Origin of the sequence: Streptomyces sp. NPDC052012, from assembly GCF_040689265.1 — a bacterium.
Taxonomy (GTDB): domain Bacteria; phylum Actinomycetota; class Actinomycetes; order Streptomycetales; family Streptomycetaceae; genus Streptomyces.
The window spans coordinates 86,709-111,441 of the sequence record NZ_JBFAXA010000022.1 but is presented as its reverse complement, the minus strand read 5'-3'; the positions used below and the strand labels follow the sequence as shown (position 1 = coordinate 111,441).

The window sequence follows — 24,733 nt, the reverse complement described above, 5'->3', positions numbered from 1 at the left end:
TCCCGCGTGACGACGGCCCCGGTGTGAGGTACGGCACCGGGGCCGCAGACGTTAATCGTGGTTAACCTGCTGCCATGACCGTGAATCTCGAAGTCGCCGAAGGTGTCGGCACGCTGCGTCTCGACCGCCCGCCCATGAACGCGCTGGACGTCGCCACGCAGGACCGGCTGAAGGAGCTCGCCGAGGAGGCCGCGCGCCGCGACGACGTGCGCGCCGTGGTGATCTACGGCGGGGAGAAGGTGTTCGCGGCCGGCGCGGACATCAAGGAGATGCAGGCCATGGACCACACCGCGATGGTCAAGCGCGCCCGCGCCCTGCAGGACTCCTTCACCGCCGTGGCCCGTATCCCCAAGCCGGTGGTGGCCGCGGTCACCGGCTACGCGCTCGGCGGCGGCTGCGAGCTCGCGCTCTGCGCCGACTACCGCATCGCCGGCGAGAACGCCAAGCTCGGCCAGCCGGAGATCCTGCTCGGCCTCATCCCGGGCGCGGGCGGCACCCAGCGCCTGGCGCGGCTCATCGGCCCGTCCAAGGCGAAGGACCTCATCTTCACCGGCCGCCAGGTCAAGGCCGACGAGGCGCTGACACTCGGCCTGGTGGACCGAGTGGTGCCCGCCGACGAGGTGTACGCCGCCGCGCACGCCTGGGCGGCGAAGCTCGCGCAGGGGCCCGCGATCGCGCTGCGCGCGGCCAAGGAGTCCGTCGACACCGGTCTGGAGACGGACATCGACACCGGCCTCGCCGTCGAACGGAACTGGTTCGCGGGTCTGTTCGCGACCGAGGACCGCGAGCGCGGGATGCGCAGCTTCGTGGAGGAGGGGCCCGGCAAGGCCAAGTTCCTCTGACGGTCCGGGTGAAAACCGGCCGCAGGGCTTGCAATTGACGCGATGTCTGATCCGGGTCCCTCGATGGGGCGGTTTATGGCAGCCTTAAGGCGGCCTTAAGCCCGTCTTGTCGAGGGAGCCCGTCGATTGCCGCCGAGCGAGCCGTTTCCGCAGGTCGAGCGGGCTGCCGACGGTCGCGAAATGCCGTCGGCATATGACGGCGGACCGATGCGGAACGGGGGCGCACGGGGGGCGTATTCCCCCGGAACGGCCCCTGAGGACGCCCCCGACGGCCATGATGGGGGCATGGCGGGGCTGGAGGGTATGGAACAGCCGCGGGGAGACGGACGTGCGACGGCGTCGCGCTGGTCGCCGACGGTCGAGGACGAACGCGCCCTGAAGGCACTGGAGTTGTTCGGCAACCCGACGGAGTCGGAGGTCGTGCTGCCGTCCCGTCCGGAGTCCGCCGCCACCGCCCGCCGACTGGCCCAGGTGGTGATCCTGCGCCAGTGGGGCCTCCCGGCCAGGACCACCGAGGACGCCGTCCTGCTGGTCTCCGAACTCGTCGGCAACGCCGTACGCCACACCGGCGCCCGCGTCTTCGGCCTCCGCCTGCGCCACCGCCGCGGCTGGATCCGCGTCGAGGTCCGCGACCCCTCCCGCGGCCTGCCCTGCCTGATGCCCGTCCAGGACATGGACATCAGCGGACGCGGCCTGTTCCTCGTCGACAAGCTCGCCGACCGCTGGGGCGTCGACCTGCTGCCCCGCGGCAAGACGACATGGTTCGAGATGCGCGTGACGGAACGCTGAGCGCGTCCTTGAGTCTCCACCCGCCGGAGACCCCAGACTCCTCGCCATGAACGACGACGGCACCGGACTGTTCACCATCGGCGAGCTCGCCCGCGCCACCGGCCTGTCCGTGCGCACCATCCGCTACTGGTCCGACGAGGGCGCCCTGCCCCCGGTGACCCGCTCCAGCGGCGGCTACCGGCTCTACGACACCGCATCCGTCGCCCGTCTGGAGCTGATCCGCACCCTGCGCGAACTGGGCCTCGGACTGACCGACGTACGCAGGATCCTGGCCGGTGAGACCACGGTCGCGCAGGTCGCAGCGGCCCACGTGGCGGCACTGGACGCCCAGATCCGCGCGCTGAAGGTGACCCGCGCGGTGCTGTCGACCGTGGCACGACGTGGCTCGACCGCCGAGGAGACGACACTCATGAACCGACTGGCCCGCCTGTCCACAGCCGAACGCCGCCGCATCATCGACGACTTCATGACGGAGATCTTCGACGGGATCGACACGGCCGACCCCGACATCCGCAGGCGTCTGCGCTTCGCCGCGGCAGACCTGCCGGACGACCCCACCCCCGAGCAGGTGGACGCCTGGGTGGAGCTGGCCGAGCTGATCCAGGACCCGGAGTTCCGGGCCACGATGCGCAGGATGATCGAGTTCAACGCGGCCGACCGGGGCCCGGACGTCCCCGCGGGCACGTCCCTGTGGTTCATGAGCCGCCTCGTCCGGCTCGCGGGCGACGCCCTGAAGGAGGGCGTCGCCCCGGAATCGCCCCGGGCCGCCGAGACCCTGCGCGGCCTGATCGGGGACGCCGACCCCGCCGCCGTACGGGAACGCCTCGTCGCGGGGACGAACGTCCGCCTCGCCCGTTACCGCGAACTCTCCGCGATCGTGAACGGTGTGGAGCCCCCCTCCTCCTACGAGGCGGAGTTCGCGTGGGTGGTCGCCGCACTGGAGGCACGGGCGGCCAGTTAATCTGACCTGCGACAGCACCACAGCACACGACGAGGGGCGAATCGGTGGCGGACATCGAAGAAGCGCGCAAGCAGTTCGAGCGGATCGACACGGACGGGGACGGCTTCATCACCGCCGCCGAGTTCAAGACCGCCCTGGCCCAGGCCGGCGACTGGAACGTCACCGAGGCGGTCGCCGAGGCCATCATCGCCAGCCGCGATCTGAACGGCGACAAGCTCCTGTCCTTCGACGAGTTCTGGGCCCACCTGAACAAGTGAGCCGCACAGCAAGGGCCCGGTCCCAGCACCGGGCCTTTCGCGTGCCCTGGCCCGGAATAGACCGTCCGCCATGAAGGTTGGTGGTGATCACCGGCGGCTCCCGGAGACGCCGGAACAGACATCGATCCCCAGAAGGGCGAGGCGAGTCAGAATGAAGATCGGCATCATCGGCGCGGGCAACATCGGCGGGAATCTCACCCGGCGGCTCACCGCACTCGGACACGACGTCTCCGTGGCCAACTCCCGTGGACCGCACACGCTCACGCAACTCGCCGAGGAGACCGGGGCGACACCGGTACGGGTGGAGGAGGCGGCCCGGGGCGCCGAGGTCGTGGTGGTCACCGTGCCGCTCAAGGCCGTGGCGGACCTGCCGTCCGGGCTGTTCGACGAGGCCGCGGACGGCGTCGCCGTCATCGACACCGGGAACTACTACCCGCGGGAGCGGGACGGTCGGATCGCCGGCATCGAGGACGAGGGCCTCACCGAGAGCCGCTGGACGGAACGGCAGATCGGGCACGCGGTCGTCAAGGCGTTCAACGGCACCTACGCCCAGGACATCCTCGATCGTGCGCGCCCGGCCGGCGACCCCGACCGCATGGCCCTTCCCGTGGCCGGTGACGACGAGGCGGCCAAGCGAAAGGTCCGGGAACTGATCGACGAGCTCGGCTTCGACACGGTCGACTCGGGCGGCATCGACGACTCCTGGCGGCAGCAGCCCGGCACCCCGGTCTACGGGCTGCGGGGCGGCGTCGACGCCGTCACCAAGGCGCTGGCGGAGGCGTCACCCGGGCGTACGGACGCCTTCCGGGGCTGACCGGCCGGGCCGCCCTCACGCGCCGCCGGCCCACTCCTTCAGTGCCGTCCTGCTGGAGAAGTCCGCGACGTTCTTGTCGATCGGGTCGTCGGTGTACTGGTGGAAGCGCCACTTGGCCTTGATGCGGGGCTTGCCCGCGGTGACGTAGTCGGCGATCCAGAGGGCGTCGCCCGCGTAGGAGGTCGTGTCGACGTTGAGCCAGAAGTCGCGATTGCAGTAGAGGATGACCCGGTTGTCCGGGCGGAGCTCCTTCACCTTGCGGATGAAGCGGTCCTTCTCCGCGTTGCTCGCGTGGGTGCCCTCGCCCGTGGTCTCCCAGTCGACGGCGAGGATGTCACCGCGGCGTTCCGGGGCCTTGGAGACGAAGTACTCGGCCTGGGCGGTGAGGTTGCCCGGCCAGAGGAAGTGGTAGAAGCCGACGACCAGACCGGCGTCGCGGGCCGTCTTCGTCTGGGCGGAGAGCCGGGGGTTGACGTACGAACGGCCCTCCGTCGCCTTGATGAAGACGAAGGAGAGGCCGTCCGTGTCGTAGGACGAGGGCTGGTACGAGCTCACGTCGATGCCGCGCAGCATGATGCTCCCGAAGTGCCGGGGAAGTACTGGAATGAACAATTCCCCCCGGCACTCCGCGGCAACCGTGTCATTCCGTGACGTCGGCCCCTGTGGGAAGCGGCGGCTCCGCCTCGGCGCGTGCGAACTCCCCGTCGGTCAGGACCCGGGAGCGGAGCAGGAAGCGGACGCCCTCGGGTGCCTCCAGGGAGAAGCCGCTGCCCCGGCCGGGGACCACGTCGACAGTGAGGTGGGTGTGGCGCCAGTACGCGTACTGATCGGCGCTCATCCAGAACGGTGTGCCACCGGCGACCTGCCCGAGCAGGACGTCCGAGGCGCCGACGCGGAACTCGCCGCGCGGGTAACACATGGGCGCGCTGCCGTCGCAGCAGCCGCCGGACTGGTGGAACATCAGGGGGCCGTGGGCCTCCGTGAGCCGTCGCACCAAGTCCTCGGCCGCGTCCGTCAGTTCGACTCGGGTCACCCGCTCTCCCATCAGAAGAAGCCGAGCTTCTGCGCCGAGTAGCTGACCAGCAGGTTCTTCGTCTGCTGGTAGTGGTCGAGCATCATCTTGTGGTTCTCGCGGCCGATCCCGGACTTCTTGTAGCCGCCGAAGGCCGCGTGCGCCGGGTAGGCGTGGTAGCAGTTGGTCCACACCCGGCCGGCCTTGATCTCGCGGCCCATCCGGTAGGCGGTGTTGCCGTCCCGGGTCCACACGCCCGCGCCCAGGCCGTACAGCGTGTCGTTGGCGATCTTCAGGGCCTCGTCGACCGAGTCGAACGTCGTCACCGAGACCACCGGGCCGAAGATCTCCTCCTGGAAGATCCGCATGTCGTTGGTGCCCCGGAAGATCGTCGGCTCGATGTAGTAGCCGCCGTCCAGGCCGTCCACGGCGCGCGGACCGCCGCCGGTGAGCAGCTCGGCGCCCTCCTTCTTGCCGATGTCGATGTAGGAGAGGATCTTCTCGTACTGGTCGTTGCTGGCCTGCGCGCCGATCATGGTCGCCGGGTCCAGGGGGTTGCCGCTGACGATGGCCTTGGTGCGCTCGACGCAGCGGGCCATGAAGTCGTCGTAGATCGAGGAGTGGATCAGCGCGCGGGACGGGCAGGTGCACACCTCGCCCTGGTTGAGCGCGAACATCACGAAGCCCTCGACGGCCTTGTCCAGGAAGTCGTCATCGGCGGCCGTCACGTCCGGCAGGAAGATGTTGGGCGACTTGCCGCCCAGCTCCAGCGTGACCGGGATGATGTTCTCGCTCGCGTACTGCATGATCAGGCGGCCGGTCGTGGTCTCGCCGGTGAAGGCCACCTTGGCGATGCGCGGGTTGGAAGCCAGCGGCTTGCCCGCCTCGACGCCGAAGCCGTTGACGATGTTGAGCACGCCCGGCGGGAGCAGGTCGGCGATCAGCTCGACGACGTAGAGCAGGCTGACCGGGGTCTGCTCGGCGGGCTTGAGGACCACGCAGTTGCCGGCGGCCAGCGCGGGCGCCAGCTTCCAGGCGGCCATCAGGATGGGGAAGTTCCACGGGATGATCTGGCCGACCACGCCCAGCGGTTCGTGGAAGTGGTACGCCACCGTGTCCGCGTCGATCTCCGCGATGCTGCCCTCCTGGGCACGCACCACCCCGGCGAAGTAGCGGAAGTGGTCGATGGCGAGCGGGATGTCGGCGGCCAGCGACTCGCGCACCGGCTTGCCGTTCTCCCAGGTCTCCGCGACCGCGATCTTCTCGAGGTTCTGCTCGATCCGGTCGGCGATCTTGTTGAGGATGTTCGCCCGCTCGGTGGTGGAGGTGCGGCTCCACGTCGGCGCGGCGGCGTGCGCGGCGTCCAGCGCGAGGTCGATGTCGGCGGCGGAGGAGCGGGCCACCTCGCAGATGACCTTGCCGGTGACGGGGGTCGGGTTCTCGAAGTAGCGGCCCTCGACGGGGGCGACCCAGTCTCCGCCGATGAAGTTGTCGTAGCGGCGGGCGAAGGTGACGATGCTGCCGTCCGTGCCGGGCTGCGCGTACACCATGGCGGCTCTCCTCGGGGGATCGATGGTGAGGTGCGTGGTACGACGGCGGCCACGCCGTCGTGGTGCGGCTCACTGTGACGCCCCGAGGTTGGCGGGAGGTTGGCGCCCGCCCTGGTCCGTCTCAGTCGCGCAGGGCGGTGCTGAGCCGGCCCAGCACGATCGGGCGGCGGGTGTCGGCGGGGCTCAGCAGGCGCAGCGCCCGCTCGTGCACCTCCGCGTCGTAGGGCGCGCGTTCGCCGTAGCGCAGGGTGTGTTCCGGGTCGGCGCTGGCGAGGACCGCCTCGCGCACGGCGACCTCCAGTTGGGCCCGCCACTCGATGATGCCGGGGGCTTCGGAGCGGGGGAGCAGGGGTCCGCCGTAGTGGCGCAGCGCGGTCGTGAGGTCGCCGTTCTTCAGGGCGCGCAGCACGTCGACGGCGTCGCAGGAGACGGGGCCGGTCAGGGCGTAGCGGCGGGGGGCGATGCCGCCGCCGAGGGCGCGGCGCAGATGGGAGATCTCCGCCTTGAACGTGGACGCGGTGACCGGGCGGTCGCCGTACAGCGCCTCGCGCAGCCGCTCGGCGGTGAAGCCGTCGGGTTCCAGCGCGAGCAGGGTGAGGATCTCCAGCTGGCGCGGGCGCAGCGGCAGCGCGGTGCCCGCGCGTTCGGCCCGTTCGGCGCCGAGACAGGTCAGGCGTACGGGCGTGGCCGGCACAGTGGGCAGCTCGGTGCGGAGCCGGGTCTCGACGGCGGTCACCAGGGAGCGCACGGTGGACATGGCCAGGGGGTGCGAGCGGTCCCAGGTCGTGGACAGGTCCAGTACGCCGAGGATGCGGCCGTCGGGGGCGTGGATCGGCGCGCAGTAGCAGACCCAGCCGTGCAGGGCGCTCACCAGGTGCTCGGCGGAGAAGACGGTGCTGGGGCGGCCGGTGCGCAGGGCGAGGGACAGCGCGTTGGTGCCCATGGCGGGCTCGTCCCAGCGCCCGCCGGGCGCGAAGTTGACCTGCTCGGCGCGGCGCCGCATGGTCCGTCCGCCGCAGGTCCACAGGATGGTGCCGGACTCGTCGGTCACGGCGCTGACGAAACCCGCGTCCTCGGCGATGCTGCGCAGCTCGTCGGCGAGGTCGTCGACCGGCCGGCGCAGCGGCGAACCGGCCCAGCGGCGCGCCACCGAACCCCCGTCGGACACGGGCGCGCTGTCCACCCGCGGGTCCACGCTCACCAGGGAGCGCCCCCACGACTCGGTCACCTCGGGCCGCAGCGCCCCGCGGACCGGCGCCACCGCCTCGGCGGCCTTCCGGCCGGCCACCCAGTGGGACCACTCGTTCTCCAGCGTCATCCTGCGCCGCCGGAGGTCACTGCGCTGTGACATGTGCTTCCCTGTCGTCGAACGGGGACAGTCGGCCATTGTCCGTCACGGCGGACCGAGCCGCACCTGTCCTTTCGGACGGGTATGCGCGCCCCGATCGGACAGGTGCCGCCCGTGGATGCGCGTGCCTACCGTGGACCTCGGTCCGAGGTGGGGGGTCAGTCGGTCCGACACAAGAGTTATCCGACAGGGAAGCGGTAAAATCAAGGTTGCCTTCATGTTGCCGACCTCGACTTCAGGGACGATCCGGGGAGGTCGCGTGCCGCTGATTCCAGGGCCCATGGTCACCGACGGTGGTGATCCGAGCGCCGACTGGAGCGGGGACGAGCGCCGGTGCGAGCTGGTGGGACCGCAGAGGACCGGCACCGAGGCCGTCCAGCGGTCCGCGCGGCTGGCCAAGTTCCACGTACCCGAGGTCGTGTTCGGCCCCGGTTCGCTGGCCGAGCTCGGGCATTGCGCGGTGCGGCTCGGCGGCCGCCGGCCGTTCCTGGTCACCGACCCGGGGCTGATGGAGGCCGGCTGGGTGGACGAGGCGGTCGCTCATCTGCGGCGGGTGGGACTGCGTCCCGTGGTGTGGCACGACGTGACGCCCAATCCCAAGGATCACGAGATCGAGGCCGGGTTCGGACGGTATGTGGAGAGCGGCTGCGACGTGATCGTGGGAGTCGGCGGCGGCTCCGTGATCGACGCGGCCAAGGGCGTGGCGATCCTGGCGTCCAACGGCGGGCAGATCCTCGGCTACGAGGGTGTGGACCGGGTGGTGCAGCCCATCCCGCCCACCGTGATGGTGCCGTCGACGTCGGGCACCGGCGCCGATGTGTCACAGTTCGCGGTCATCACGGACACCACGCAGCACATCAAGATCACCATTGTCAGCCGGACGCTGGTCCCGGAGATCTCCGTCATCGACCCACGTCTGCTGACCACCATGCCGGACTGGCTGAACGCGGCGACCGGCCTGGACGCGCTGACCCACGCCATCGAGGCGTTCGTGTCCCGCGCGCACAATCCCCTGACCGACATCCACGCCCTGCACGCGGTCGAACTGATCACCCGGAACCTGGTGCGCACCCAGGTCAGGCCCGAGGACTTCGGCGCCCGGCTCGCCATGGCGCAGGCGGCGCTGGAGGCCGGGATGGCCTTCACCAACGCGATCCTCGGCGCCACCCACGCCATGAGCCACCAGGTCGGCGGTCTGCTGGACGCGCCGCACGGCGTGGTCAACGGTGTGCTGCTGCCGCACGTCATCCGGTTCAACGCCCAGGCGTGGCCGGAGCGCTTCGTCGCGCTGGGCGCGGCCGCCGGGATCCCCACCGAGGGCGTGCCCCCTTACGAGGTGGCGGTCCGGCTCGCCGAGCTGGTGCGGGCGCTCGCCGACGACCTGGGCGTGCCCAAGGGGCTGGCGAGCCTCGGGGTCGCGGAGTCCGATGTGTCCGTACTGGCCCGCACGACCCTGAAGGACGCGTGCATGGCCACCAACCCGCGTGACATCGACCGGCACGCCGCCGAGACGCTGTTCCGCGAGGCGCTGTGAAGCGCGGCCGCCGGGCGAGGCGAGCCGGATGAGCGTTCCCGAGCCCTCTCCGTGGACCGACGACCTGGGCGTCCTCACCGGACTGCGGTCGGGCAAGCGGTCGTACTACCCCGCCTATGTGCGGTCCATGGAGCGGCTGGAGCGGACCGTGGAGGCCCTCGACGGCATCTCGCGCGCGCTGGTGCGCACCGCCGAGGGGCCGCGCGCCCTCGTCGAGGCCGTGATCCGGGCGGCGGCGGACCATCTGCAGGCCCGCTGGCTGCTGCTCGCGGTGGCGGACGGAGCGCTGCGCGCCGCCCGGCCGCGGTTCCTGCTCTACGCCGACGACGTGCTGATCGACGACGAGACCCGGGTGCCCGCCGAGGCGCGCGAGCATCTGGCCGTGCTGCGCACCCGGCCCTGGGAGGCCGAGGCGTCCGCGGAGGACGCCAGTTGGGTGCGGGCGCCGATGACCCTGGACGACGAACCGGTCGGCGGCATCGCCGCACAGCCGGGCCCCGGCGTGGAGGTCGCGGACACCGACCTCGCGGTGCTGCGGGTCCTCGCCAACCAGGCCGCCGTCGCCCTGCACAACACGTACCTCTTCCACGCGGCGACCGCCCTGCGCGGCCGCACCGAGGAGCTGTCCGAGGCCGCCGAACGGCAGGCCCGGGACCTCGCCGCGCGCAGCGCGGAACTCGCCGAGACGCAGGCCCGCCTGTTCGACGCGATGCGCCGGCAGGCGCTGGACGACGAACGGCACCGCATCGCCCGCGAACTGCACGACAGCGTCACGCAGTACGTGCTCAGCGCGGGCATGACCGTCGAGGTGTGCCGGGCCGAACTGGAGGCGCTGGGCGGACCGGCCGCCGAGATCGCCGGGCGCCTCGCCCAGGCCAAGGACCTCAATCGGCAGGCGGTGGAGCGGCTGCGCGCCTCCATCTACGCCCTGCACCACACCCAGGAGCCGCCCGGGCCGCTGCCGGTGATGCTGGAGCGGCTGTCCACGGTGCACCTGCCGACCGCGCTGGACGTCCGTGTGGACGTCCACGGAAGCCCGGTGGCGCTGCCGCCGCGCGCCGAGCAGTCCGTGCTCCGGCTGACCGGGGAGGCCCTGTTCAACTCCGCCACCCACGGCAAGGCCGGCCGCGCCCTCGTACGACTGCGGTATCTGCCGGACGCCCTGGTCCTCAGCGTGTCCGACGACGGCACCGGCGACCCCGCCCATCTGCGGCGGGTGCTGGAGGTATCCCGGGCCACCGATCTGTCGGGCCGGCACCGGGGGCTGGCCAACATGGTCGCCAGGGCCGAGGAACTCGGCGGCACCCTGTCCATCCGCCGCTCGGGGCTGGGCGGCGTCCTGCTGCGGGTCGACATCCCGCTGCCGGTACGCGTCGACGAGGAGACGGCCGATGACCGCTGACACCGACCGGGGCACCACCGACACCCTGCGGATCGTGCTGGTGGACGACCACGCGATCGTCCGGCACGGCCTCAGGTCGATCCTGGAGCGCGAGAGCGACCTGGAGGTGGTGGGCGAGGCGAGCACGGCCGCCGAGGCCGAGGCCGTCGTCGACCGGGTACGGCCCGCGCTCGTGCTGCTGGACCTGAAGCTGTCCACGGGCGCCGACACCGAGGGCCTGGAGCTGTGCGCGAGCCTCACCCGCCGTCATCCCGGCCTCGCCGTCCTGGTGCTCACCACGTTCCTCGACGACACCCTGGTGGTCGAGGCGATCCACCACGGGGCGCGCGGCTACGTCGTCAAGGACGTCGACACCACCGAACTGCTGCGCTCCATCCGCGCCGTGGCCCGTGACGAGAGCGCCTTCGACTCCCACGCCGCCGCCGCGATGGTCCGCTCGATGCGCGTCCAGCCCGAGCAGCCCCGGTTCACCGAGCGCGAGCTGAAGGTCCTGCCGCTGCTCGCCCGGGGCCTGAGCAACCGCGACATCGGCGCGGAGCTGTACATCTCCGAGACCACGGTGAAGTTCCACGTGCGCAACATCATGCGCAAGATGGACGCGAGCAGCCGCGCCGAAGTCGTCTACGAGGCCAGCAAGCTGGGCGTGATCTGAGCGGCTCCCTTTCACCCCGGGTCCAGCACGAGCCAGCCGCCGTGGTGCGAGGTGACCGTGAACGGCACCCCGGTGCGGCGGCCCAGTGCGGTGAGGCGGTCCGGGGTGAAGCAGCGGACATGCCCGTACGCGGCGGTCGGCTCGTCCTCGTAGGGCACGGCCACCACGACCCGGCGGCGCGCGAGCCGCAGAGCCTCCTCGACGACGGTGTCGCCGTGCCCGGGTTCCAGGTGCTCCAGCACGTGGACGACCGTGACCGTGTCCACCGAGCGGTCGGGCAGCGGCACCCTGGCCGCGTCGCAGACCAGCGTGTCCACCGCGGTGCCCCGCGCTCCGGCGACCGCGGCGAGCAGCCGCATGGTGCCCCGGGAGAGGTCCGACGCGGTGACCGTGCCCCGCCGCCGCTCGGCGAGCAGCAGCGGCAGGAACCCGAAGCAGGAGCCCAGGTCCAGCACCGAGCCAGCGCCCACCAGTTCGAGGGCCCGCCCGTACACGGGGGCGAACCCGGCGATCGACGAGTGCGCGGCGTCGGCCGGCTCGTCGGGGCACTGCCGGATCCGCGTGAGGGTGTTGTCGTAGAACGTGGTCCAGGCGGCCAGCGGGCCGTCGACGCAGGAGCGCACCACGCCGGTGAAGACCCGCTCGAAGACGTCGTTGCCGGAAAGCCAGCCCGGCGCGAACAGTTCCTCGGCGAGCAGCCCCGCGAGGTCGTTGTCCAACTGGTCGGGTCGCAGCCAGTGCCCCAGTTCGATCCGCCGGCCGCGCCGGCGCAGGCTGAAGTGCTCGGTGCGGACGACGGTGCCGGGGACCGCGGCACGGCCCGGGGTCTCGCGGACCACGTGGACCACGGCGTCGGCGTACCGGCCGGGACGGCCGGGCGCCAGCGGGTCGATACGGCGCGCGGCGACGGCAATGCGGAGGCCGAGAGCGTTCATGACGGCGACTCCGGGCGGCGGCGCGTGAGGGTGGTCATCGGCCGGTCGCCTCCGCCGCCATCCGGTGCGCCACGCGTTCCAGCCCGGTGAGGTCGGAGACGACCTGGACGCGGTCGCAGCGCTCCGCGTACCGGGGCAGGTCACAGGCGCCCAGCGTCCAGGAGTAGCGCGGCTCCGGAGTGAGCCAGACCGTCTGCCGCACCCTGCGGGTGATCTCCTCGAAGGCGGCGAGTCCCGGTGGGTTGCCGTTGCCCCGGCCGTCGCCCAGCACCAGCAGGGTGGTGCGCCGGCCGAGAGCGGGGGCGTGCTCGGACAGCAGCAGTTCCAGGGTCCGGCCGTAGTCGGAGGTGGCGTCCACATCGAGCAGGCCGCCCGCCGGCAGGCCGTCGAAGACCAGGCCGAGCGCCTTCTCCAGCGGGTGCTCGGCGAACAGCTCGGTGATCTCGATGGGTTCGTCGACGAAGGCGAACGAGCGGACCTGCCCGAACAGGGACTGCAGCCCGTGCACCAGATGCAGGGTGAAGCGGGCGGTGGCCCGCACCGACAGCGACACGTCCGCGAGGACCACGAGCCGCGGCCGGTCCTCCGCCCGGGTCACCGTGACTGGCCGGAACGGCACACCGTCGTAGCGCATGTTGCGGCGCATCGTGCGGCCCGGGTCGACTCGGCCCCGCGGAGTGGCGCGTCTGCGGCTGGTGAGGGCCCCGCTCAGCGTGCGGCCCACTCGCCGCAGCGCCTCCTCCAGCTGCTCGCGCTCGGTTTCGTCGATGCTCTCGGCACGGGCGCGTCCGGCGATCCGGGCGGACTCCACGGCCACCGCTTCGAGTTCGGCGAGCCGGGCGAGGTGGCGTTCAAGCAGCTCGGGCAGGCCGTCGATGACACCCGTCAACCGGCGGCCCGCGTCGGTGAGTTCGGGGTCGTCGCCGGACGCGGCCCGCAGGCCGAGGAGCGCGTCCTGCCGGGCGACGGTCAGATCGGTGCCGAGCCGGTGACCGGTGCCGGGCGCGAGCCGCCCGGGCACCCCGGCACCGTGCAGCCGCTCCGTCTCCAGCTGGACCGACGGGGCGCCGGCGGCATCGGTGCCGCCGTCCTTCGACAGCACGATCTCGTCGGTCATCGAGGCCAGGTCGATCTTGTTGGCCTCCTGGTGCAGGTTGTACTGCTCGGCCAGGTCCCGCTGGTCGAAGTAGTCGCGGATGTCGGACGGCTTGCCGTGACTGTGGCCCTGCCGCGGGGTCTCGGCCGGCTCCTCCGACACGGTGTACGACTCCAGCTCCCCGGTGTCCGTCAGGTCGTCGTGCTCGTGGCCGTGACCGTGCCCGTCACCGTCGCCGGACACCGGGCGCAGCGAGAAGAACGCGGTGAACAGCTCGTCGAACAGCTCGTCGTCACGCTGGTCCTTGACCAGCGTCATCCGCAGCGCCTCCCGCAGGGTCCCCCGGTCGCCGAGCACGCCGGGCTGGGCGGCCCCGCGCATGGCGTCCATGGCCTCCGACACGGAGACCCGCATCCCGGACAACCGCAGCACGCGGACGAATCGGTGCACCCCGGCTTCCATGCCCGCCCCCGCGTCAGCCGTTGCCGCCGCGGCGGCGCGACACGGCGGCGAACGCGCGGGCACCCTGTCCGGAACCGGGCTCGGTGCGGCGGGTGGGGCCCGGTCCGGGTGAGCCGTAATAGCCGTCGTCGTGGCGGCCCGGCAGATCCTTGGCGATGCGGACCTCACGCCCGTCGGGCCCGGCACCGGGGTCGTGGTGGTGCCCGTTGTGCTGGTGGTGGTGTCCCTCGTGGTGGTGCCCCTCGTGATGGTGCCCCGGCTCGGGCAGTTCGCGGTTGGGGTCGACGAGGCGGGGCAGCACCTCGTGGGCGCGGCCCAGGTCGCGCTCGTACTTCAGGACGACGCCCGCGGTCTCGGCGAGGATCGCCGGGTCGAGCTCCTCGACGCCGAGCACGGCGAGGGTGCGGGCCCAGTCGATGGTCTCCGAGATGCTCGGGCTCTTGCGCAACGGCAGCTCGCGCAGCCCCCGCACCACATCGACCAGGTGCCGGGCCGCGGCTTCCGGCAGCCCGGTCCGCTTGGACCGTACGATCTCCAGCTCGCGTTCCGCGTCCGGGTAGTCGAGGAAGAGGTGCAGACAGCGGCGCTTGAGCGCGGCGGACAGATCACGGGTGTTGTTCGAGGTCAGGACGACGAACGGCGGGACCTTCGCCGTGTACGTGCCGACCTCCGGCACCGACACCTGGTACTCGGCGAGGCACTCCAGGAGCACGGCCTCCAGGGCCTCGTCGGCCCGGTCGACCTCGTCGATCAGCAGGACGGCGGGCTGCTCGCCGCGCACCGCGTCCAGCAGGGGACGCGGCGCGAGGAACCGGTCGGAGAAGAACACGCTGTCCTGCTCCTCGATCCGGTGGACGGCCGAGGCCAGGTCGGGGGCGTCGGCGGTGAGGTCGCCGATCTTGTCGCGCAGCATCTGGGTGTAGAGCAGCTGCTTGCCGTAGTCCCACTCGTACAGCGCCCGGCTCTCGTCCTGGCCCTCGTAGCACTGCAGCCGCAGCAGCCGGCGTCCGGTGACCGCGGCCAGGGTCTTGGCGAGCTCGGTCTTGCCGACGCCGGCCGGGCCCTCCAGCAGCACCGGCTTGTCCAGCCGGGTCAGCAGGAACACGGTGGTGGCGAGCCGCCGGCCGGCGATGTAGCCGTGGGCGGCGAGGCGTTCGGCCACGTCGTCGACCGAGGCGAACACGGGGGCATCGGCGGTGGTCTCGGTGTCCTCGGTGGTGGTGGTGTGCACGTGTCCTCCGTCCGTTGGGGGAACGCCGGGGAGGCGAGGGGCGGGGAGACGGAGACCTCGGGCCGCCTCCCCGCCCCGGTACCTGCCGGGCGTCGCCGGGGATCGCTCAGCCGAGCAGGTCGTCCAGGTCGCCGGTCATGCAGTGCTCGACGACCGGGCGGACGGTGTCGAAGGTGCACTCCTTGGCGTTGCCCGGGGTGCAGGCGTCGCCGAGGACGTGGTGCGTGATGCGGTCGACGTCGGCGGCGTCGCCCGCGATCACCTTGGCCTGCTCGTAGAACTTGGTGGGGCCCTGCCCGAGCCGGTTCTTGGAGTAGGTGTCCTGGCGCACGTCGACGAACTTCTCCGGGATGCCGACGTCCCGCAGCAGCCGGATGCCCGCGGCGAGCGCCGCCTCCGCCGCCTGCACCTTGGTCATGCCGTGCGTGTCCACGCCCATCGCCTCGGCGATGTCCGCGAACCGCTCGTAGTGCGCGGGCATGTTGAACGCCCACACCCTGGGCAGCGCGATGGCGTTGTTGAGGCCGTGGTGGGTGTCGTAGAAGGCGCTCACGGCGTGCGAGATGGAGTGGATGATGCCCAGGCCGCCCGAGTTGAACGCCTGCGCCGCGATGTACTGGGCGTACATCATGCCCTCGCGGCCGGCCAGGTCCTGCCCGTTCCACACCGCCTGCCGCAGATGCCGGGCGGTCAGCTTGATGGCGTGCAGCGCGTTGCCCAGCGACGGCTGGAAGTCCAGCCGGGAGACATACGGCTCGGAGGCGTGGGCGAGGACGTCGAAGCCGCACTGGGAGGTGTAGTCCAGCGGGCAGTCGTAGTACAGCGTCGGGTCGTCGATGGCGAGCGAGGCCACGGAGGCGTCGTCGAAGGCGACGTACTTGTGCGGGTTGTCGGGGTCGGTGGTGGTGTCGGTGATGACGTACGCCCATGAGGTCTCCGAACCGGTGCCGGCTGTGGTGGAGACCGCGATGTGGGGCGGGTTCTTGGGGTTCTCGGACTTGTTGAAGCCCTCGAAGTCGTTGACGTTGCGGCCGTCGTGGGCCACGGAGATCCGGGCGCCCTTGCAGGCGTCGTGCGCGGAGCCGCCGCCGATGGAGACGAACGAGTCGCAGGTGTTCTCCTGGTACAGCGCCACGGCGTCCATGACGTTGTAGTCCTTGGGGTTCGACTCGACCTTGTCGTACAGCACGACCTCCAAGCCGTGGTACTTCAGCGACTCGACGATCCTGTGCACGGTGTCGCTGCCGCGCAGCCCCGTGGTCATCACCAGCGTCCGCCGGAACCCGAGCTTCTTCGCCTCCGGACCGATCAGTTCATGGGCACCCGGGCCCATCAACGCCCGGGGGAAGGGGTGGAACTCCTTGATGGGGAAGGGCTTGAGAAGTTCTTCGACCTGCATGATCGCGACTGTCCTTTCCGCGCGGTGATCCGCGCGTGCTGCGTCGACTGCTCCGTCGCCGGCGGCGCAGGGTCCGGTGGAGCACGGACGTGCCGGAAGGGTGCGGCGTGCTTCACACTCCGGGAACGGCGTTCCGGGCGATACCGGCCGCTCGGGCGGCAGGTCGGCACGGACGGACAGTCCCGTTCCCCTCCGAACGGAGGGGACAGCCCGTGAGGACCGGCCTCGCACGGGCCGCCCCGTCCGACCGGACAGGGCGGGGGCGGCCGAAAGCAGGGTGAGCGGCGACTTTCCCGCGCCCTAGCGTCGAATCACGTCCGGTGCCGCGCACCGCGGGCCGGACCACCCCTTCCGACTCCCATCAGGAGGACCGCCATGCCCGCAGTGCAGGACGAGAACCGCGTCGCCGAGCAGGACGCCGCCGACCGGGTCGCCGTGGACGGTGACGTGACCGAGGAGGTCCTCGTCGAGGAGGTCTCCATCGACGGCATGTGCGGCGTCTACTAGGCCGGCCGCCATGACCTCCTCGGCCTTCGACCCGGCCCGCCCGTACCGGCTCAGCCCGAGTGTCGCGTTGCGCCCCGAACCCTTCGGGGCGCTCGCCTACCACTTCGGCAACCGCCGGCTGTCTTTCCTCAAGGCGCCCGAACTGGTCGAGCTGGTGCGGAACCTGGACGGCCGTGCGAGCGTGCGGGACGCGCTGGCCGAGGTGCCGGAGCGGCGCCGGGACGCCTTCCGCCGGGCGCTGGCCTCCCTGGCCGCCGCCGACATGATCATCCCCATCGAAGCGGAGCCGCAGCCGTGACCGTCACCCCCGAAGCACCGCCCGTGCCCGCCCTGGTCGAGCAGTTCAAGGGCGGCCTGCACGCCCCGATCTGCCTGACCTGGGAATGGACGTACGCCTGCAACCTCTCCTGCGCGCACTGCCTGTCCTCCTCCGGGCGGCGCGACCCGCTGGAGCTGTCCACGGACGAGATCAAGTCCGTGATCGACGAGCTGCAGCGCATGCAGGTCTTCTACGTCAACGTCGGCGGCGGTGAGCCCACCGTCCGCCCCGACTTCTGGGAGCTGCTGGACTACGCCGTCGCCCACCAGGTCGGGGTGAAGTTCTCCACCAACGGCCTGCGGATCACCCCGGAGCGGGCCCGGCGGCTGGCCGCCACCGACTACGTCGACATCCAGATCTCCCTGGACGGCGCCACCCGCGAGGTCAACGACGCGGTGCGCGGCCGAGGTTCGTACGACATGGCCGTGCGTGCCATGGAGAACCTCGCGGACGCCGGCTTCCGCGACTTCAAGATCTCCGTGGTGATGACCCGTCAGAACGTGTCCCAGCTGGACGATTTCGCCGCACTTGCCGACCGCTACGGCGCCCAGCTGCGGATCACCCGACTGCGGCCCTCCGGACGCGGCGCCGACGTGTGGGACGACCTGCATCCGACCGCCGAGCAGCAGCTGCGGATCTACCACTGGCTCGTCGGCCACGGCGAGCAGGTGCTCACCGGGGACTCGTTCTTCCACCTCAACGCCCTGGGCTCCGAGCCCATCCCGGGCCTCAACCTGTGCGGCGCGGGACGCGTCGTGTGCCTCATCGACCCCGTCGGGGACGTCTATGCCTGCCCGTTCGCCATCCACGACGCCTTCAAGGCGGGCAACGTCCGCACCCCCGGCGGCTTCGAACGGGTGTGGCGGGACTCGGCCCTCTTCGCCGACCTGCGCAGGCCCACCACCGGTGGGGCGTGCTCGGGCTGCCCGGCGTACGACACCTGCCAGGGCGGCTGCATGGCCGCCAAGTTCTTCACGGGCCTGCCGCTGGACGGCCCGGACCCCGAGTGCGTCAAGGGTCACGGAGCGGCCGCGCTCTCGGCGGTCGAGCCGGGCGCGCTGCCGCGCCAGGGCAACGACCACTCGCACCGCACCGTGCCGCTGGGCATGCCGACGGTCCGCACCAGCCGGCCCGACCGCTTCTGCGACGAGAGCCCGCTGGCCGGTCTGGACACCACCGCACACCACGAACGGGACGAACAGAACGAAGAGGACGGGGTAACGACATGAGTGCGTGGATCGAGACGGTCGCCGAGGCCCAGCGGCGAGCGCGCAGGCGGCTGCCGAAGTCCGTCTACAGCGCCCTGCTCGCCGGCTCCGAGAGGGGCGTGTCCTACGACGACAACACCGCCGCCTTCGCCGAACTGGGCTTCGCCCCACGGGTGGCGGGCCTGTCGCCCAAGCGGGACCAGGCCACGACCGTCCTCGGGCAGGACATCGCCCTGCCGGTGATCATCTCCCCGACGGGCGTGCAGGCCGTGCACCCCGACGGCGAGGTCGCCGTCGCCCGCGCCGCCGCCGCCCGCGGCACCGCCATCGGGCTCAGCTCCTTCGCCAGCAAGCCGCTCACCGAGGTCGTCGCCGCCAACCCGAGCACGTTCTTCCAGATGTACTGGATGGGCTCCAAGGACGCGATGACCCGGCGTATCGCGTATGCCCGCGAGGCCGGCGCCAAGGCCCTGATCGTCACCCTCGACTGGTCCTTCTCCTACGGCCGTGACTGGGGCAGCCCCCGGATACCCGAGCGGCTGACGCCGAAGGAGATGGTGCGATTCGCCCCCGAGGCGGTGACCCGCCCCCGCTGGCTGTGGGACTTCGCCAGGTCCCGCAGCCTGCCGGACCTGACCACCCCCAACCTCGCCGAGCCCGGCCAGGACGCGCCCACCTTCTTCGGCGCCTACGGCGAGTGGATGCAGACGCCGCCTCCCTCCTGGGACGACGTGCGCTGGCTGCGCGAGCAGTGGGACGGGCCGTTCCTGCTCAAGGGCGTCTGCCGGGTCGACGACGCCCTGCGCGCCGTGGACGCCGGGGTCACCGCGATCTCCGTGTCCAACCACGGCGGTAACAACCTGGACGCCACCCCGGCCCCCATCCGTGTCCTGCCCGCCATCGCCGACGCGGTGGGCGGCCAGGTCGAACTGCTGCTGGACGGCGGCATCCGGCGCGGCAGCGACGTCGTCAAGGCGCTGGCGCTCGGCGCCCGCGCCGTGATGATCGGCCGCGCCTACCTGTGGGGCCTCGCGGCAGCCGGACAGCCCGGAGTCGAGAACGTCCTTGACATCCTCAGCCGCGGCATCGACTCCGCCCTGCTCGGCCTCGGCCGCTCCTCCGTGCACGAACTCACCCGCGACGACGTGCTCGTCCCGCCGGGCTTCACCCGCGCGCTGGGCACCACCCGCACGCCGGGCACGGTCTGACCGGCCATGGCCACGACCCGCCTCGCCGACCTGACCTGGCCGGACCTCGAACGCCGCCGCCCCCTCGTGCTGTTGCCCCTCGGCTCCTGCGAACAGCACGGCCCCCACCTGCCGCTGGACACCGACACCGCGGTGGCTTGCGCGGTGACCGAACGGGCCGCGACCCGGCTCGACGACGACGGCCCGGACCTGGTGGTCGCACCGCCCCTGACGTACGGTGCCAGCGGCGAGCACGAGGGCTTCCCCGGCACCGTGTCGATCGGCCACGACGCGCTGCGGCTGCTGATCACCGAGATCGGCCGCTCGCTGCTGCGCTGGGCCGGACGCCTGCTCGTGGTGAACGGCCACGGAGGCAACCTGCTCGGCCTCGCCGACGCGGTGACCGGCCTGCGCGGCGAGAGCCGGGACGCGGCCTGGTGGCCGTGCGTGCCCCCGGGCACCGACGCCCACGCCGGCCGCACGGAGACGTCGATGATGCTCCGCCTGCGTGCCCCGGCGGTACGCCCCGACCGGGCGGTCGCCGGACCCACCGAGCCCCTCCACCTGCTGATGGACCGGCTGGTCGCCGAGTCCGTCCGGGGTGTCAGCCCGTCCGGTGTCCTCGGCGACCCGGCGGGAGCCGGCGGCAGCGAGGGCGAACGGCTCCTGGAGCACATGGCGGACCGACTGGCGGCCGACATCGGCGCCTGGACGGTGTCCGAACAGGGGCGGCTGGGCGCCTGGCCGACCGGCCGCTCCGTGCGCCGACCGGTCACCGCACGCTCCGGGGAAGGCTCATGACGCGGCACCGGGTCGCCGTGGTCACCGGCGCCGCCCGCGGCATCGGCGCGGAGACCGTGCGCCGCCTGGCCCGCGACGGCTGGGCCGTGATCGCCGTCGACCGGTGCGCCGACGACCCGGACGTGCCGTACTCGCTCGCCGAGCCGCGCCAACTCGACCTGCTGGCCGAGGAGTTCCCGCGAGTCCGCACGGTCCGCGCCGACGTGCGCGACGCCGGGGCGCTGCGCGGTGCGGTGGAGCTCGCCGAGTCCGAGTTCGGCGGCCTGGACGCCGCGGTGGGCGCGGCGGCGGTGATCCTCGGCGGCGGCCCGGTGTGGGAGCAGAGCGACACGCAGTGGCGGACGCTGCTGGACGTGGACGTCCTGGGCGTCGCCCACCTCGCGCGGGCGGCCGTGCCCGCCCTGCTGCGCCGTCCGCGGCCCCGGCACGGCCGCTTCGTCGCCCTCGCCTCAGCCGCCGCACACCACGGCCTGTGGGGGCTCGGCGCCTACTGCGCGGCCAAGCACGCGGTGGTCGGCCTCGTCCGTGCCCTCGCCTGCGACCTGCGCGACACCGGCGTCACCGCGGTCGCCGTCTCCCCGGGTGCCACGCGCACCGACATGCTGCGCGCCACGGCCGGCCTGTACGGACTGCCCGACGTCGAGCGGCTCGCCGAACGGCAGCTGACGGGCCGTCCACTGGAGCCCGAGGAGACGGCCGCCGTGGTCGCCTGGGCATGCTCCGCGGAGTCCGGCGCGGTCACCGGTTCCGTGGTCCACGCGGACGGAGGGTTCACGGCATGACACGGCTCACACGGAACGCCGCACGCGTCTCCCGGTCCGGCCCCGCGAGGGCCGGGGCGCCGGCCCCGCCGCCGGAGGACTGCCGGCTCCCCGACGGCTTCGCGGTCGAACTAGCCGCCGACACCCACCGCTCGCACGACGGTCACCTCATGCTGGGCGGCTCACCGCCACGGCTGCTGCGCCTCGGTCCTGCCGCGGTACGGCTGCTGGCCGACGGCCGATTCGTGGTGCGGGACGCGGGAAGCGCCACGCTCGCCCGCCGTCTCCTGGACGCGGGGGTGGCCCACCCCCGTCCCGCGCCCGCCCCGGTCCGCGACACCACCCTCGCCGTCCCCGTCCGTGACCGGGCGGACCAGCTCGACGGTCTGCTGACCGCCCTGCGCGCCGACCCCGCCACCTCGGACCTGCCCCTGCTGGTGGTGGACGACGGATCCCGGGCGCCCGACGTCCTGGCCCGAGTGGCCCGCCGTCACGGGGCCCGGCTGCTCACCCATCCGCGCAACCTCGGTCCGGCCGCCGCCCGAAACACCGCGCTGCGTCACGCCCGTACGGCCTTCGTGGCGTTCTGCGACTCCGACGTGCTGCCCGGACCGGGATGGCTGGCCCCGCTCCTCGCCCACTTCGCCGACCCGGCCGTGGCCCTCGCCGCCCCCCGGATCGTCGCCCTGCCCGTACTGGGCCCCGGGCTCCTCGACCGCTACGAGCAGGTCCGCTCGCCGCTCGACATGGGGGAGCGGGAGGGGCCGATCGTGCCCGTGTCGATGCTCTCCTACGTCCCGAGCGCCACCCTCGTCGTGCGCCGCTCCGCCGTGGGCGCCGGGTTCGACGAGGGCATGCGCGTCGGCGAGGACGTCGACCTGTGCATGCGGCTGCACGCGGCCGGCTGGCGGCTGCGGTACGTCCCCCATGTGCGCGTCGGCCACCGCCACCGCACCGACCTGCGCGCCTGGCTCGCCCAGCGCGCCGGATACGGCACCGGCGCCGCCGACCTGGCGCTGCGTCACCCCGGCCGGGTACCCCCGCTGTACGCGGCACCCTGGTCCCTGGCGGCCTGCGCCCTGCTCCTGCGCGGCAGGCCGCTGCCGGCCGCCGGTGCCCTGGCGCTGACCGCGGTCACGGCCGTCCGCGTGACCCGCCGCATGCCCGACGCCGACCGTCCCGCTCGCGCGGGCACCCTGCTGGCGCTCGCCGCCCTGCGCGGCACCGGCGAACAGCTGCTGCGCTGCGCCACCCGCCACCACTGGCCCCTCGCGCTGGGAGCCGCGGCCGTCAGCCGCCGGGCCCGCTGGTTCCTGGCCGTCGCCGCACTCGCCGAGGGACTGGCCGACCACCACCGCTCGGGCACGTCGCTGGGGCCTCTCACCCATACCGCGATCCGCCGACTGGACGACCTCGCCTACGGCTGGGGTGTGTGGCAGGGCGCCCTGCGCCGCCGCACCACCGAGCCCCTGCGGCCCCGCCTCGCCCTGCCGCTGCGCGGCCGCCGCGCCCGGCGCCCCTGGGAGCCCCGCCCGGTGGCGCCAACCTCGCACCAACCGGAACCGGCCACCGTGGAGACCTGGTGACGGGCGCGCTGCCCCTGGAGAGCCGCGCCCGTCACCGCCCACCCGCACCCCCTGGAGGAAGCCGCATGTCCCCGCGCCCCGATCGTCGTCCCGCGCCCGACCTGGAGTTCTGGGCGCGACAGGCCGGGCAACTGCACTGGGAGACCGAGTGGTCCGAGGTCCTGGACCGCTCCGACGCGCCCTTCGTCCGCTGGTTCACCGGCGGGCGGCTGAACGTCGCCCACAACTGCGTCGACCGGCACGTCGAGGCCGGTCACGGCGACCAGGTCGCCTTCCACTGGGAGGGCGAGCCCGGCGACACCCGCACCGTCACCTACGCCGAGCTCCGGCGCGAGGTGTGCCGGACGGCCAACGCCCTGCTCTCACTGGGGCTGAGGGCCGGCGACCGGGTCGCCATCCAGCTGCCGATGATCCCCGAGGCCGTGTTCGCCATGCTGGCCTGCGCCCGGCTCGGTCTGCCGCACAGCGTGGTCTTCGGCGGGTTCTCGCCGGCCGCGCTCCGGTCCCGCATCGAGGACGCGGGGGCCAGGCTGCTGATCACCTCGGACGGACAGTACCGGCGCGGCAGGGCCGAGCCGATGAAGGCGCACACCGACGAGGCGACCGCGCGCACCCCGGGTGTCGAGCACGTACTGGTGGTCCGCCGCACCGGCACCGACGTGCCGTGGACCGAGGGCCGCGACCTGTGGTGGCACGAGCTGGTGCACCGGCAGAGCGCCGAGCACACCCCCGAGTTCTTCGACGCCGAGCACCCGCTGTTCATCCTCTACACCTCGGGCACGACGGGCAGGCCCAAGGGCATCCTGCACACCTCCGGCGGCTACCTCACCCAGGCCGCGTACACCCACCGCACGGTCTTCGGCCTCGAACCCGACACGGACGTCTACTGGTGCACGGCCGACATCGGCTGGATCACCGGGCACACGTACATCGTCTACGGGCCGCTCGCCAACCGCACCACGTCGGTGATGTACGAGGGCACGCCCGACACCCCGCACCAGGGGCGGCACTTCGAGATCATCGAGCGGTACGGGGTGTCCGTGTACTACACCGCCCCCACCGTCATCCGCACCTTCATGAAGTGGGGCGAGGACGTCCCCGCACGCTACGACCTGTCCTCGATCCGGGTGCTCGGCAGCGTCGGCGAGCCGATCAACCCCGAGGCGTGGCGCTGGTACCGCACGCACCTCGGCGCCGGCCGGGCGCCCGTCGTGGACACCTGGTGGCAGACCGAGACCGGCGCGGTCATGATCGCGCCGCTGCCCGGCGGGCGACCCGCGAAGCCCGGTTCGGCGCAGACGCCGCTGCCGGGGATCTCCGCCAAGGTCGTCGACGACCAGGGCCGCGAGGTCGGCAAGGGGGAGAGCGGCTACCTCGTGCTCGACCAGCCCTGGCCGTCCATGCTGCGGGGTGTCTGGGGCGACGACGAGCGGTACCGGGAGACGTACTGGTCCCGTTTCGCCGCGCACGGCTACTACTTCGCCGGTGACGGTGCCCGCTACGACGACGACGGCGACATCTGGCTGCTGGGCCGGGTCGACGACGTGATGAACGTGTCCGGGCACCGGATCTCCACCGCCGAGGTCGAGTCCGCGCTCGTCTCCCACCCCACGGTCGCCGAGGCCGCCGTGGTCGGCGCCTCGGACCCGACGACCGGTCAGGCCATCGTCGCCTTCGTCATCCTGCGCGGCACCGCCGCCGATGAGGAGACCGCCGGGGTGGTCGCCGCGCTGCGCGAGCACGTGGCGCGGGAGATCGGCCCCATCGCCAAGCCCCGGCAGATCATGGTCGTGCCCGAGCTGCCCAAGACCCGCTCCGGGAAGATCATGCGCCGGCTGCTGCGCGACGTCGCCGACAACCGTGAGGTGGGCGACGTCAGCACCCTCGCGAATGCCTCCGTGATGGAGCTGATCAGCGCGGGCCCGGCGGAGGCCTCCGCGCGCACGGACGGACGGTGAGGAGCAGTCATGGCGCCCAGCGGCCCGCTGCACGGCCGGGTGGTCCTGCTCACCGGAGCGCACGGCTCCGCCGCGGAGCTGACCCGGAGCCTCGTTGTGCGCGGCGCCCGCGTGGCCGTGGC

At 72.5% G+C, this 24,733-nt stretch carries 24 protein-coding genes; 16 read left to right on the top strand and 8 right to left on the bottom strand.

Annotated elements, in window-relative coordinates; translation table 11 throughout:
* Nucleotides 1-74 precede the first annotated feature (74 nt).
* The 5 genes from AB0412_RS28360 to AB0412_RS28340 all read left to right on the top strand — a co-directional run bounded on the left by AB0412_RS28360 (nucleotide 75) and on the right by AB0412_RS28340 (nucleotide 3,663).
* A complete protein-coding gene (locus tag AB0412_RS28360) occupies nucleotides 75-842 on the top strand; it encodes an enoyl-CoA hydratase-related protein (protein WP_366405431.1) in 768 nt (255 codons plus the stop codon).
* Between the two features lie 180 nt (nucleotides 843-1,022).
* Entirely contained in the window at nucleotides 1,023-1,631 is a 609-nt protein-coding gene (locus AB0412_RS28355) for an ATP-binding protein (protein ID WP_366405430.1), read from the top strand.
* 46 nt (nucleotides 1,632-1,677) lie between these two features.
* Complete coding sequence (locus AB0412_RS28350) at nucleotides 1,678-2,592, top strand: MerR family transcriptional regulator (protein WP_366405429.1); 915 nt, start codon at nucleotides 1,678-1,680, stop codon at nucleotides 2,590-2,592.
* Between the two features lie 44 nt (nucleotides 2,593-2,636).
* Nucleotides 2,637-2,849, top strand: coding sequence for an EF-hand domain-containing protein (locus AB0412_RS28345; RefSeq protein ID WP_366405428.1), 213 nt, complete (start codon nucleotides 2,637-2,639; stop codon nucleotides 2,847-2,849).
* A 70-nt stretch (nucleotides 2,850-2,919) separates the two neighbouring features.
* Complete coding sequence (locus tag AB0412_RS28340) at nucleotides 2,920-3,663, top strand: NAD(P)-binding domain-containing protein (RefSeq protein ID WP_366405427.1); 744 nt, start codon at nucleotides 2,920-2,922, stop codon at nucleotides 3,661-3,663.
* A gap of 15 nt (nucleotides 3,664-3,678) precedes the next feature.
* On the opposite strand, the gene AB0412_RS28335 is transcribed toward AB0412_RS28340, so the two are convergent.
* The 4 genes from AB0412_RS28335 to AB0412_RS28320 all read right to left on the bottom strand — a co-directional run bounded on the left by AB0412_RS28335 (nucleotide 3,679) and on the right by AB0412_RS28320 (nucleotide 7,576).
* Nucleotides 3,679-4,236, bottom strand: a complete 558-nt coding sequence (locus AB0412_RS28335) for a glycoside hydrolase family 25 protein (protein ID WP_366405426.1) — start codon at nucleotides 4,234-4,236, stop codon at nucleotides 3,679-3,681.
* Nucleotides 4,237-4,303: 67 nt separating this feature from the next.
* On the bottom strand, nucleotides 4,304-4,708 hold the full coding sequence (locus tag AB0412_RS28330) for a DUF779 domain-containing protein (RefSeq protein ID WP_366405425.1): 405 nt from the start codon (nucleotides 4,706-4,708) through the stop codon (nucleotides 4,304-4,306).
* Nucleotides 4,708-6,225, bottom strand: coding sequence for an aldehyde dehydrogenase (adh, locus tag AB0412_RS28325; protein WP_366405424.1), 1,518 nt, complete (start codon nucleotides 6,223-6,225; stop codon nucleotides 4,708-4,710). Before adh ends, AB0412_RS28330 begins: the two co-directional genes overlap by 1 nt.
* A gap of 121 nt (nucleotides 6,226-6,346) precedes the next feature.
* The gene (locus AB0412_RS28320) at nucleotides 6,347-7,576 is read right to left on the bottom strand and encodes a GAF domain-containing protein (protein WP_366405423.1); all 1,230 of its coding nucleotides are present in this window, start codon (nucleotides 7,574-7,576) and stop codon (nucleotides 6,347-6,349) included.
* 256 nt (nucleotides 7,577-7,832) lie between these two features.
* On the opposite strand from AB0412_RS28320, the gene AB0412_RS28315 reads away from it, so the two are divergent.
* Genes AB0412_RS28315 through AB0412_RS28305 form a run of 3 tightly spaced genes read left to right on the top strand, consistent with a single transcriptional unit; the run spans nucleotide 7,833 to nucleotide 11,161 of the window.
* Entirely contained in the window at nucleotides 7,833-9,107 is a 1,275-nt protein-coding gene (locus tag AB0412_RS28315; RefSeq protein ID WP_366405422.1) for an iron-containing alcohol dehydrogenase, read from the top strand.
* A gap of 28 nt (nucleotides 9,108-9,135) precedes the next feature.
* Nucleotides 9,136-10,509 (top strand): histidine kinase, encoded by a 1,374-nt coding sequence (locus tag AB0412_RS28310; RefSeq protein ID WP_366405421.1) that lies wholly within the window; start codon nucleotides 9,136-9,138, stop codon nucleotides 10,507-10,509.
* The gene (locus AB0412_RS28305; protein ID WP_366405420.1) at nucleotides 10,499-11,161 is read left to right on the top strand and encodes a response regulator transcription factor; all 663 of its coding nucleotides are present in this window, start codon (nucleotides 10,499-10,501) and stop codon (nucleotides 11,159-11,161) included. The genes AB0412_RS28310 and AB0412_RS28305 overlap by 11 nt, the downstream gene beginning before the upstream one ends.
* A gap of 11 nt (nucleotides 11,162-11,172) precedes the next feature.
* Here the strand turns inward: AB0412_RS28305 and mftM are convergent, their stop codons facing one another.
* From mftM to mdo, 4 genes are all read right to left on the bottom strand, one after another.
* Nucleotides 11,173-12,096 (bottom strand): mycofactocin oligosaccharide methyltransferase MftM, encoded by a 924-nt coding sequence (gene mftM, locus AB0412_RS28300; RefSeq protein WP_366405419.1) that lies wholly within the window; start codon nucleotides 12,094-12,096, stop codon nucleotides 11,173-11,175.
* A gap of 34 nt (nucleotides 12,097-12,130) precedes the next feature.
* Nucleotides 12,131-13,642 (bottom strand): VWA domain-containing protein, encoded by a 1,512-nt coding sequence (locus tag AB0412_RS28295; protein ID WP_366405418.1) that lies wholly within the window; start codon nucleotides 13,640-13,642, stop codon nucleotides 12,131-12,133.
* 25 nt (nucleotides 13,643-13,667) lie between these two features.
* Nucleotides 13,668-14,885 (bottom strand): MoxR family ATPase, encoded by a 1,218-nt coding sequence (locus AB0412_RS28290; protein ID WP_366405417.1) that lies wholly within the window; start codon nucleotides 14,883-14,885, stop codon nucleotides 13,668-13,670.
* A 106-nt stretch (nucleotides 14,886-14,991) separates the two neighbouring features.
* Nucleotides 14,992-16,284 carry an NDMA-dependent methanol dehydrogenase gene (gene mdo, locus AB0412_RS28285; protein WP_366405416.1) on the bottom strand — a complete coding sequence of 431 codons (1,293 nt, stop codon included), beginning with the start codon at nucleotides 16,282-16,284 and terminating at the stop codon, nucleotides 14,992-14,994.
* Nucleotides 16,285-16,659: 375 nt separating this feature from the next.
* Between mdo and mftA the strand changes: the two genes are divergently transcribed.
* From mftA to acs, 8 genes are all read left to right on the top strand, one after another.
* Nucleotides 16,660-16,791 carry a mycofactocin precursor MftA gene (mftA, locus tag AB0412_RS28280; protein WP_366405415.1) on the top strand — a complete coding sequence of 44 codons (132 nt, stop codon included), beginning with the start codon at nucleotides 16,660-16,662 and terminating at the stop codon, nucleotides 16,789-16,791.
* A 10-nt stretch (nucleotides 16,792-16,801) separates the two neighbouring features.
* On the top strand, nucleotides 16,802-17,089 hold the full coding sequence (mftB, locus tag AB0412_RS28275; RefSeq protein WP_366405414.1) for a mycofactocin biosynthesis chaperone MftB: 288 nt from the start codon (nucleotides 16,802-16,804) through the stop codon (nucleotides 17,087-17,089).
* A complete protein-coding gene (gene mftC / locus AB0412_RS28270; RefSeq protein WP_366405413.1) occupies nucleotides 17,086-18,339 on the top strand; it encodes a mycofactocin radical SAM maturase in 1,254 nt (417 codons plus the stop codon). The genes mftB and mftC overlap by 4 nt, the downstream gene beginning before the upstream one ends.
* The gene (gene mftD, locus AB0412_RS28265) at nucleotides 18,336-19,526 is read left to right on the top strand and encodes a pre-mycofactocin synthase MftD (protein ID WP_366405412.1); all 1,191 of its coding nucleotides are present in this window, start codon (nucleotides 18,336-18,338) and stop codon (nucleotides 19,524-19,526) included. The genes mftC and mftD overlap by 4 nt, the downstream gene beginning before the upstream one ends.
* A gap of 6 nt (nucleotides 19,527-19,532) precedes the next feature.
* A complete protein-coding gene (mftE, locus tag AB0412_RS28260; RefSeq protein ID WP_366405411.1) occupies nucleotides 19,533-20,306 on the top strand; it encodes a mycofactocin biosynthesis peptidyl-dipeptidase MftE in 774 nt (257 codons plus the stop codon).
* A complete protein-coding gene (locus AB0412_RS28255; RefSeq protein ID WP_366405410.1) occupies nucleotides 20,303-21,088 on the top strand; it encodes a mycofactocin-coupled SDR family oxidoreductase in 786 nt (261 codons plus the stop codon). The genes mftE and AB0412_RS28255 overlap by 4 nt, the downstream gene beginning before the upstream one ends.
* Nucleotides 21,085-22,653, top strand: coding sequence for a mycofactocin biosynthesis glycosyltransferase MftF (gene mftF / locus AB0412_RS28250; protein ID WP_366405409.1), 1,569 nt, complete (start codon nucleotides 21,085-21,087; stop codon nucleotides 22,651-22,653). Before AB0412_RS28255 ends, mftF begins: the two co-directional genes overlap by 4 nt.
* 65 nt (nucleotides 22,654-22,718) lie before the next feature.
* A complete protein-coding gene (acs, locus tag AB0412_RS28245; RefSeq protein ID WP_366405408.1) occupies nucleotides 22,719-24,611 on the top strand; it encodes an acetate--CoA ligase in 1,893 nt (630 codons plus the stop codon).
* The last annotated feature ends 122 nt before the right edge of the window (nucleotides 24,612-24,733 follow it).

What these genes read in the sequence shown, in the direction of transcription:
- AB0412_RS28360 (WP_366405431.1), top strand. Translation starts at nt 75, where the DNA reads ATGACCGTGAATCTCGAAGTCGCCGAAGGTGTCGGCACGCTGCGTCTC.
- AB0412_RS28355 (WP_366405430.1), top strand. Translation starts at nt 1,023, where the DNA reads ATGCCGTCGGCATATGACGGCGGACCGATGCGGAACGGGGGCGCACGG.
- AB0412_RS28350 (WP_366405429.1), top strand. Translation starts at nt 1,678, where the DNA reads ATGAACGACGACGGCACCGGACTGTTCACCATCGGCGAGCTCGCCCGC.
- AB0412_RS28340 (WP_366405427.1), top strand. Translation starts at nt 2,920, where the DNA reads ATGAAGGTTGGTGGTGATCACCGGCGGCTCCCGGAGACGCCGGAACAG.
- AB0412_RS28335 (WP_366405426.1), bottom strand. Translation starts at nt 4,236, where the DNA reads ATGCTGCGCGGCATCGACGTGAGCTCGTACCAGCCCTCGTCCTACGAC.
- AB0412_RS28330 (WP_366405425.1), bottom strand. Translation starts at nt 4,708, where the DNA reads ATGGGAGAGCGGGTGACCCGAGTCGAACTGACGGACGCGGCCGAGGAC.
- adh (WP_366405424.1), bottom strand. Translation starts at nt 6,225, where the DNA reads ATGGTGTACGCGCAGCCCGGCACGGACGGCAGCATCGTCACCTTCGCC.
- AB0412_RS28320 (WP_366405423.1), bottom strand. Translation starts at nt 7,576, where the DNA reads ATGTCACAGCGCAGTGACCTCCGGCGGCGCAGGATGACGCTGGAGAAC.
- AB0412_RS28310 (WP_366405421.1), top strand. Translation starts at nt 9,136, where the DNA reads ATGAGCGTTCCCGAGCCCTCTCCGTGGACCGACGACCTGGGCGTCCTC.
- AB0412_RS28305 (WP_366405420.1), top strand. Translation starts at nt 10,499, where the DNA reads ATGACCGCTGACACCGACCGGGGCACCACCGACACCCTGCGGATCGTG.
- mftM (WP_366405419.1), bottom strand. Translation starts at nt 12,096, where the DNA reads ATGAACGCTCTCGGCCTCCGCATTGCCGTCGCCGCGCGCCGTATCGAC.
- mdo (WP_366405416.1), bottom strand. Translation starts at nt 16,284, where the DNA reads ATGCAGGTCGAAGAACTTCTCAAGCCCTTCCCCATCAAGGAGTTCCAC.
- mftA (WP_366405415.1), top strand. Translation starts at nt 16,660, where the DNA reads ATGCCCGCAGTGCAGGACGAGAACCGCGTCGCCGAGCAGGACGCCGCC.
- mftB (WP_366405414.1), top strand. Translation starts at nt 16,802, where the DNA reads ATGACCTCCTCGGCCTTCGACCCGGCCCGCCCGTACCGGCTCAGCCCG.
- mftD (WP_366405412.1), top strand. Translation starts at nt 18,336, where the DNA reads ATGAGTGCGTGGATCGAGACGGTCGCCGAGGCCCAGCGGCGAGCGCGC.
- mftE (WP_366405411.1), top strand. Translation starts at nt 19,533, where the DNA reads ATGGCCACGACCCGCCTCGCCGACCTGACCTGGCCGGACCTCGAACGC.
- AB0412_RS28255 (WP_366405410.1), top strand. Translation starts at nt 20,303, where the DNA reads ATGACGCGGCACCGGGTCGCCGTGGTCACCGGCGCCGCCCGCGGCATC.
- mftF (WP_366405409.1), top strand. Translation starts at nt 21,085, where the DNA reads ATGACACGGCTCACACGGAACGCCGCACGCGTCTCCCGGTCCGGCCCC.
- acs (WP_366405408.1), top strand. Translation starts at nt 22,719, where the DNA reads ATGTCCCCGCGCCCCGATCGTCGTCCCGCGCCCGACCTGGAGTTCTGG.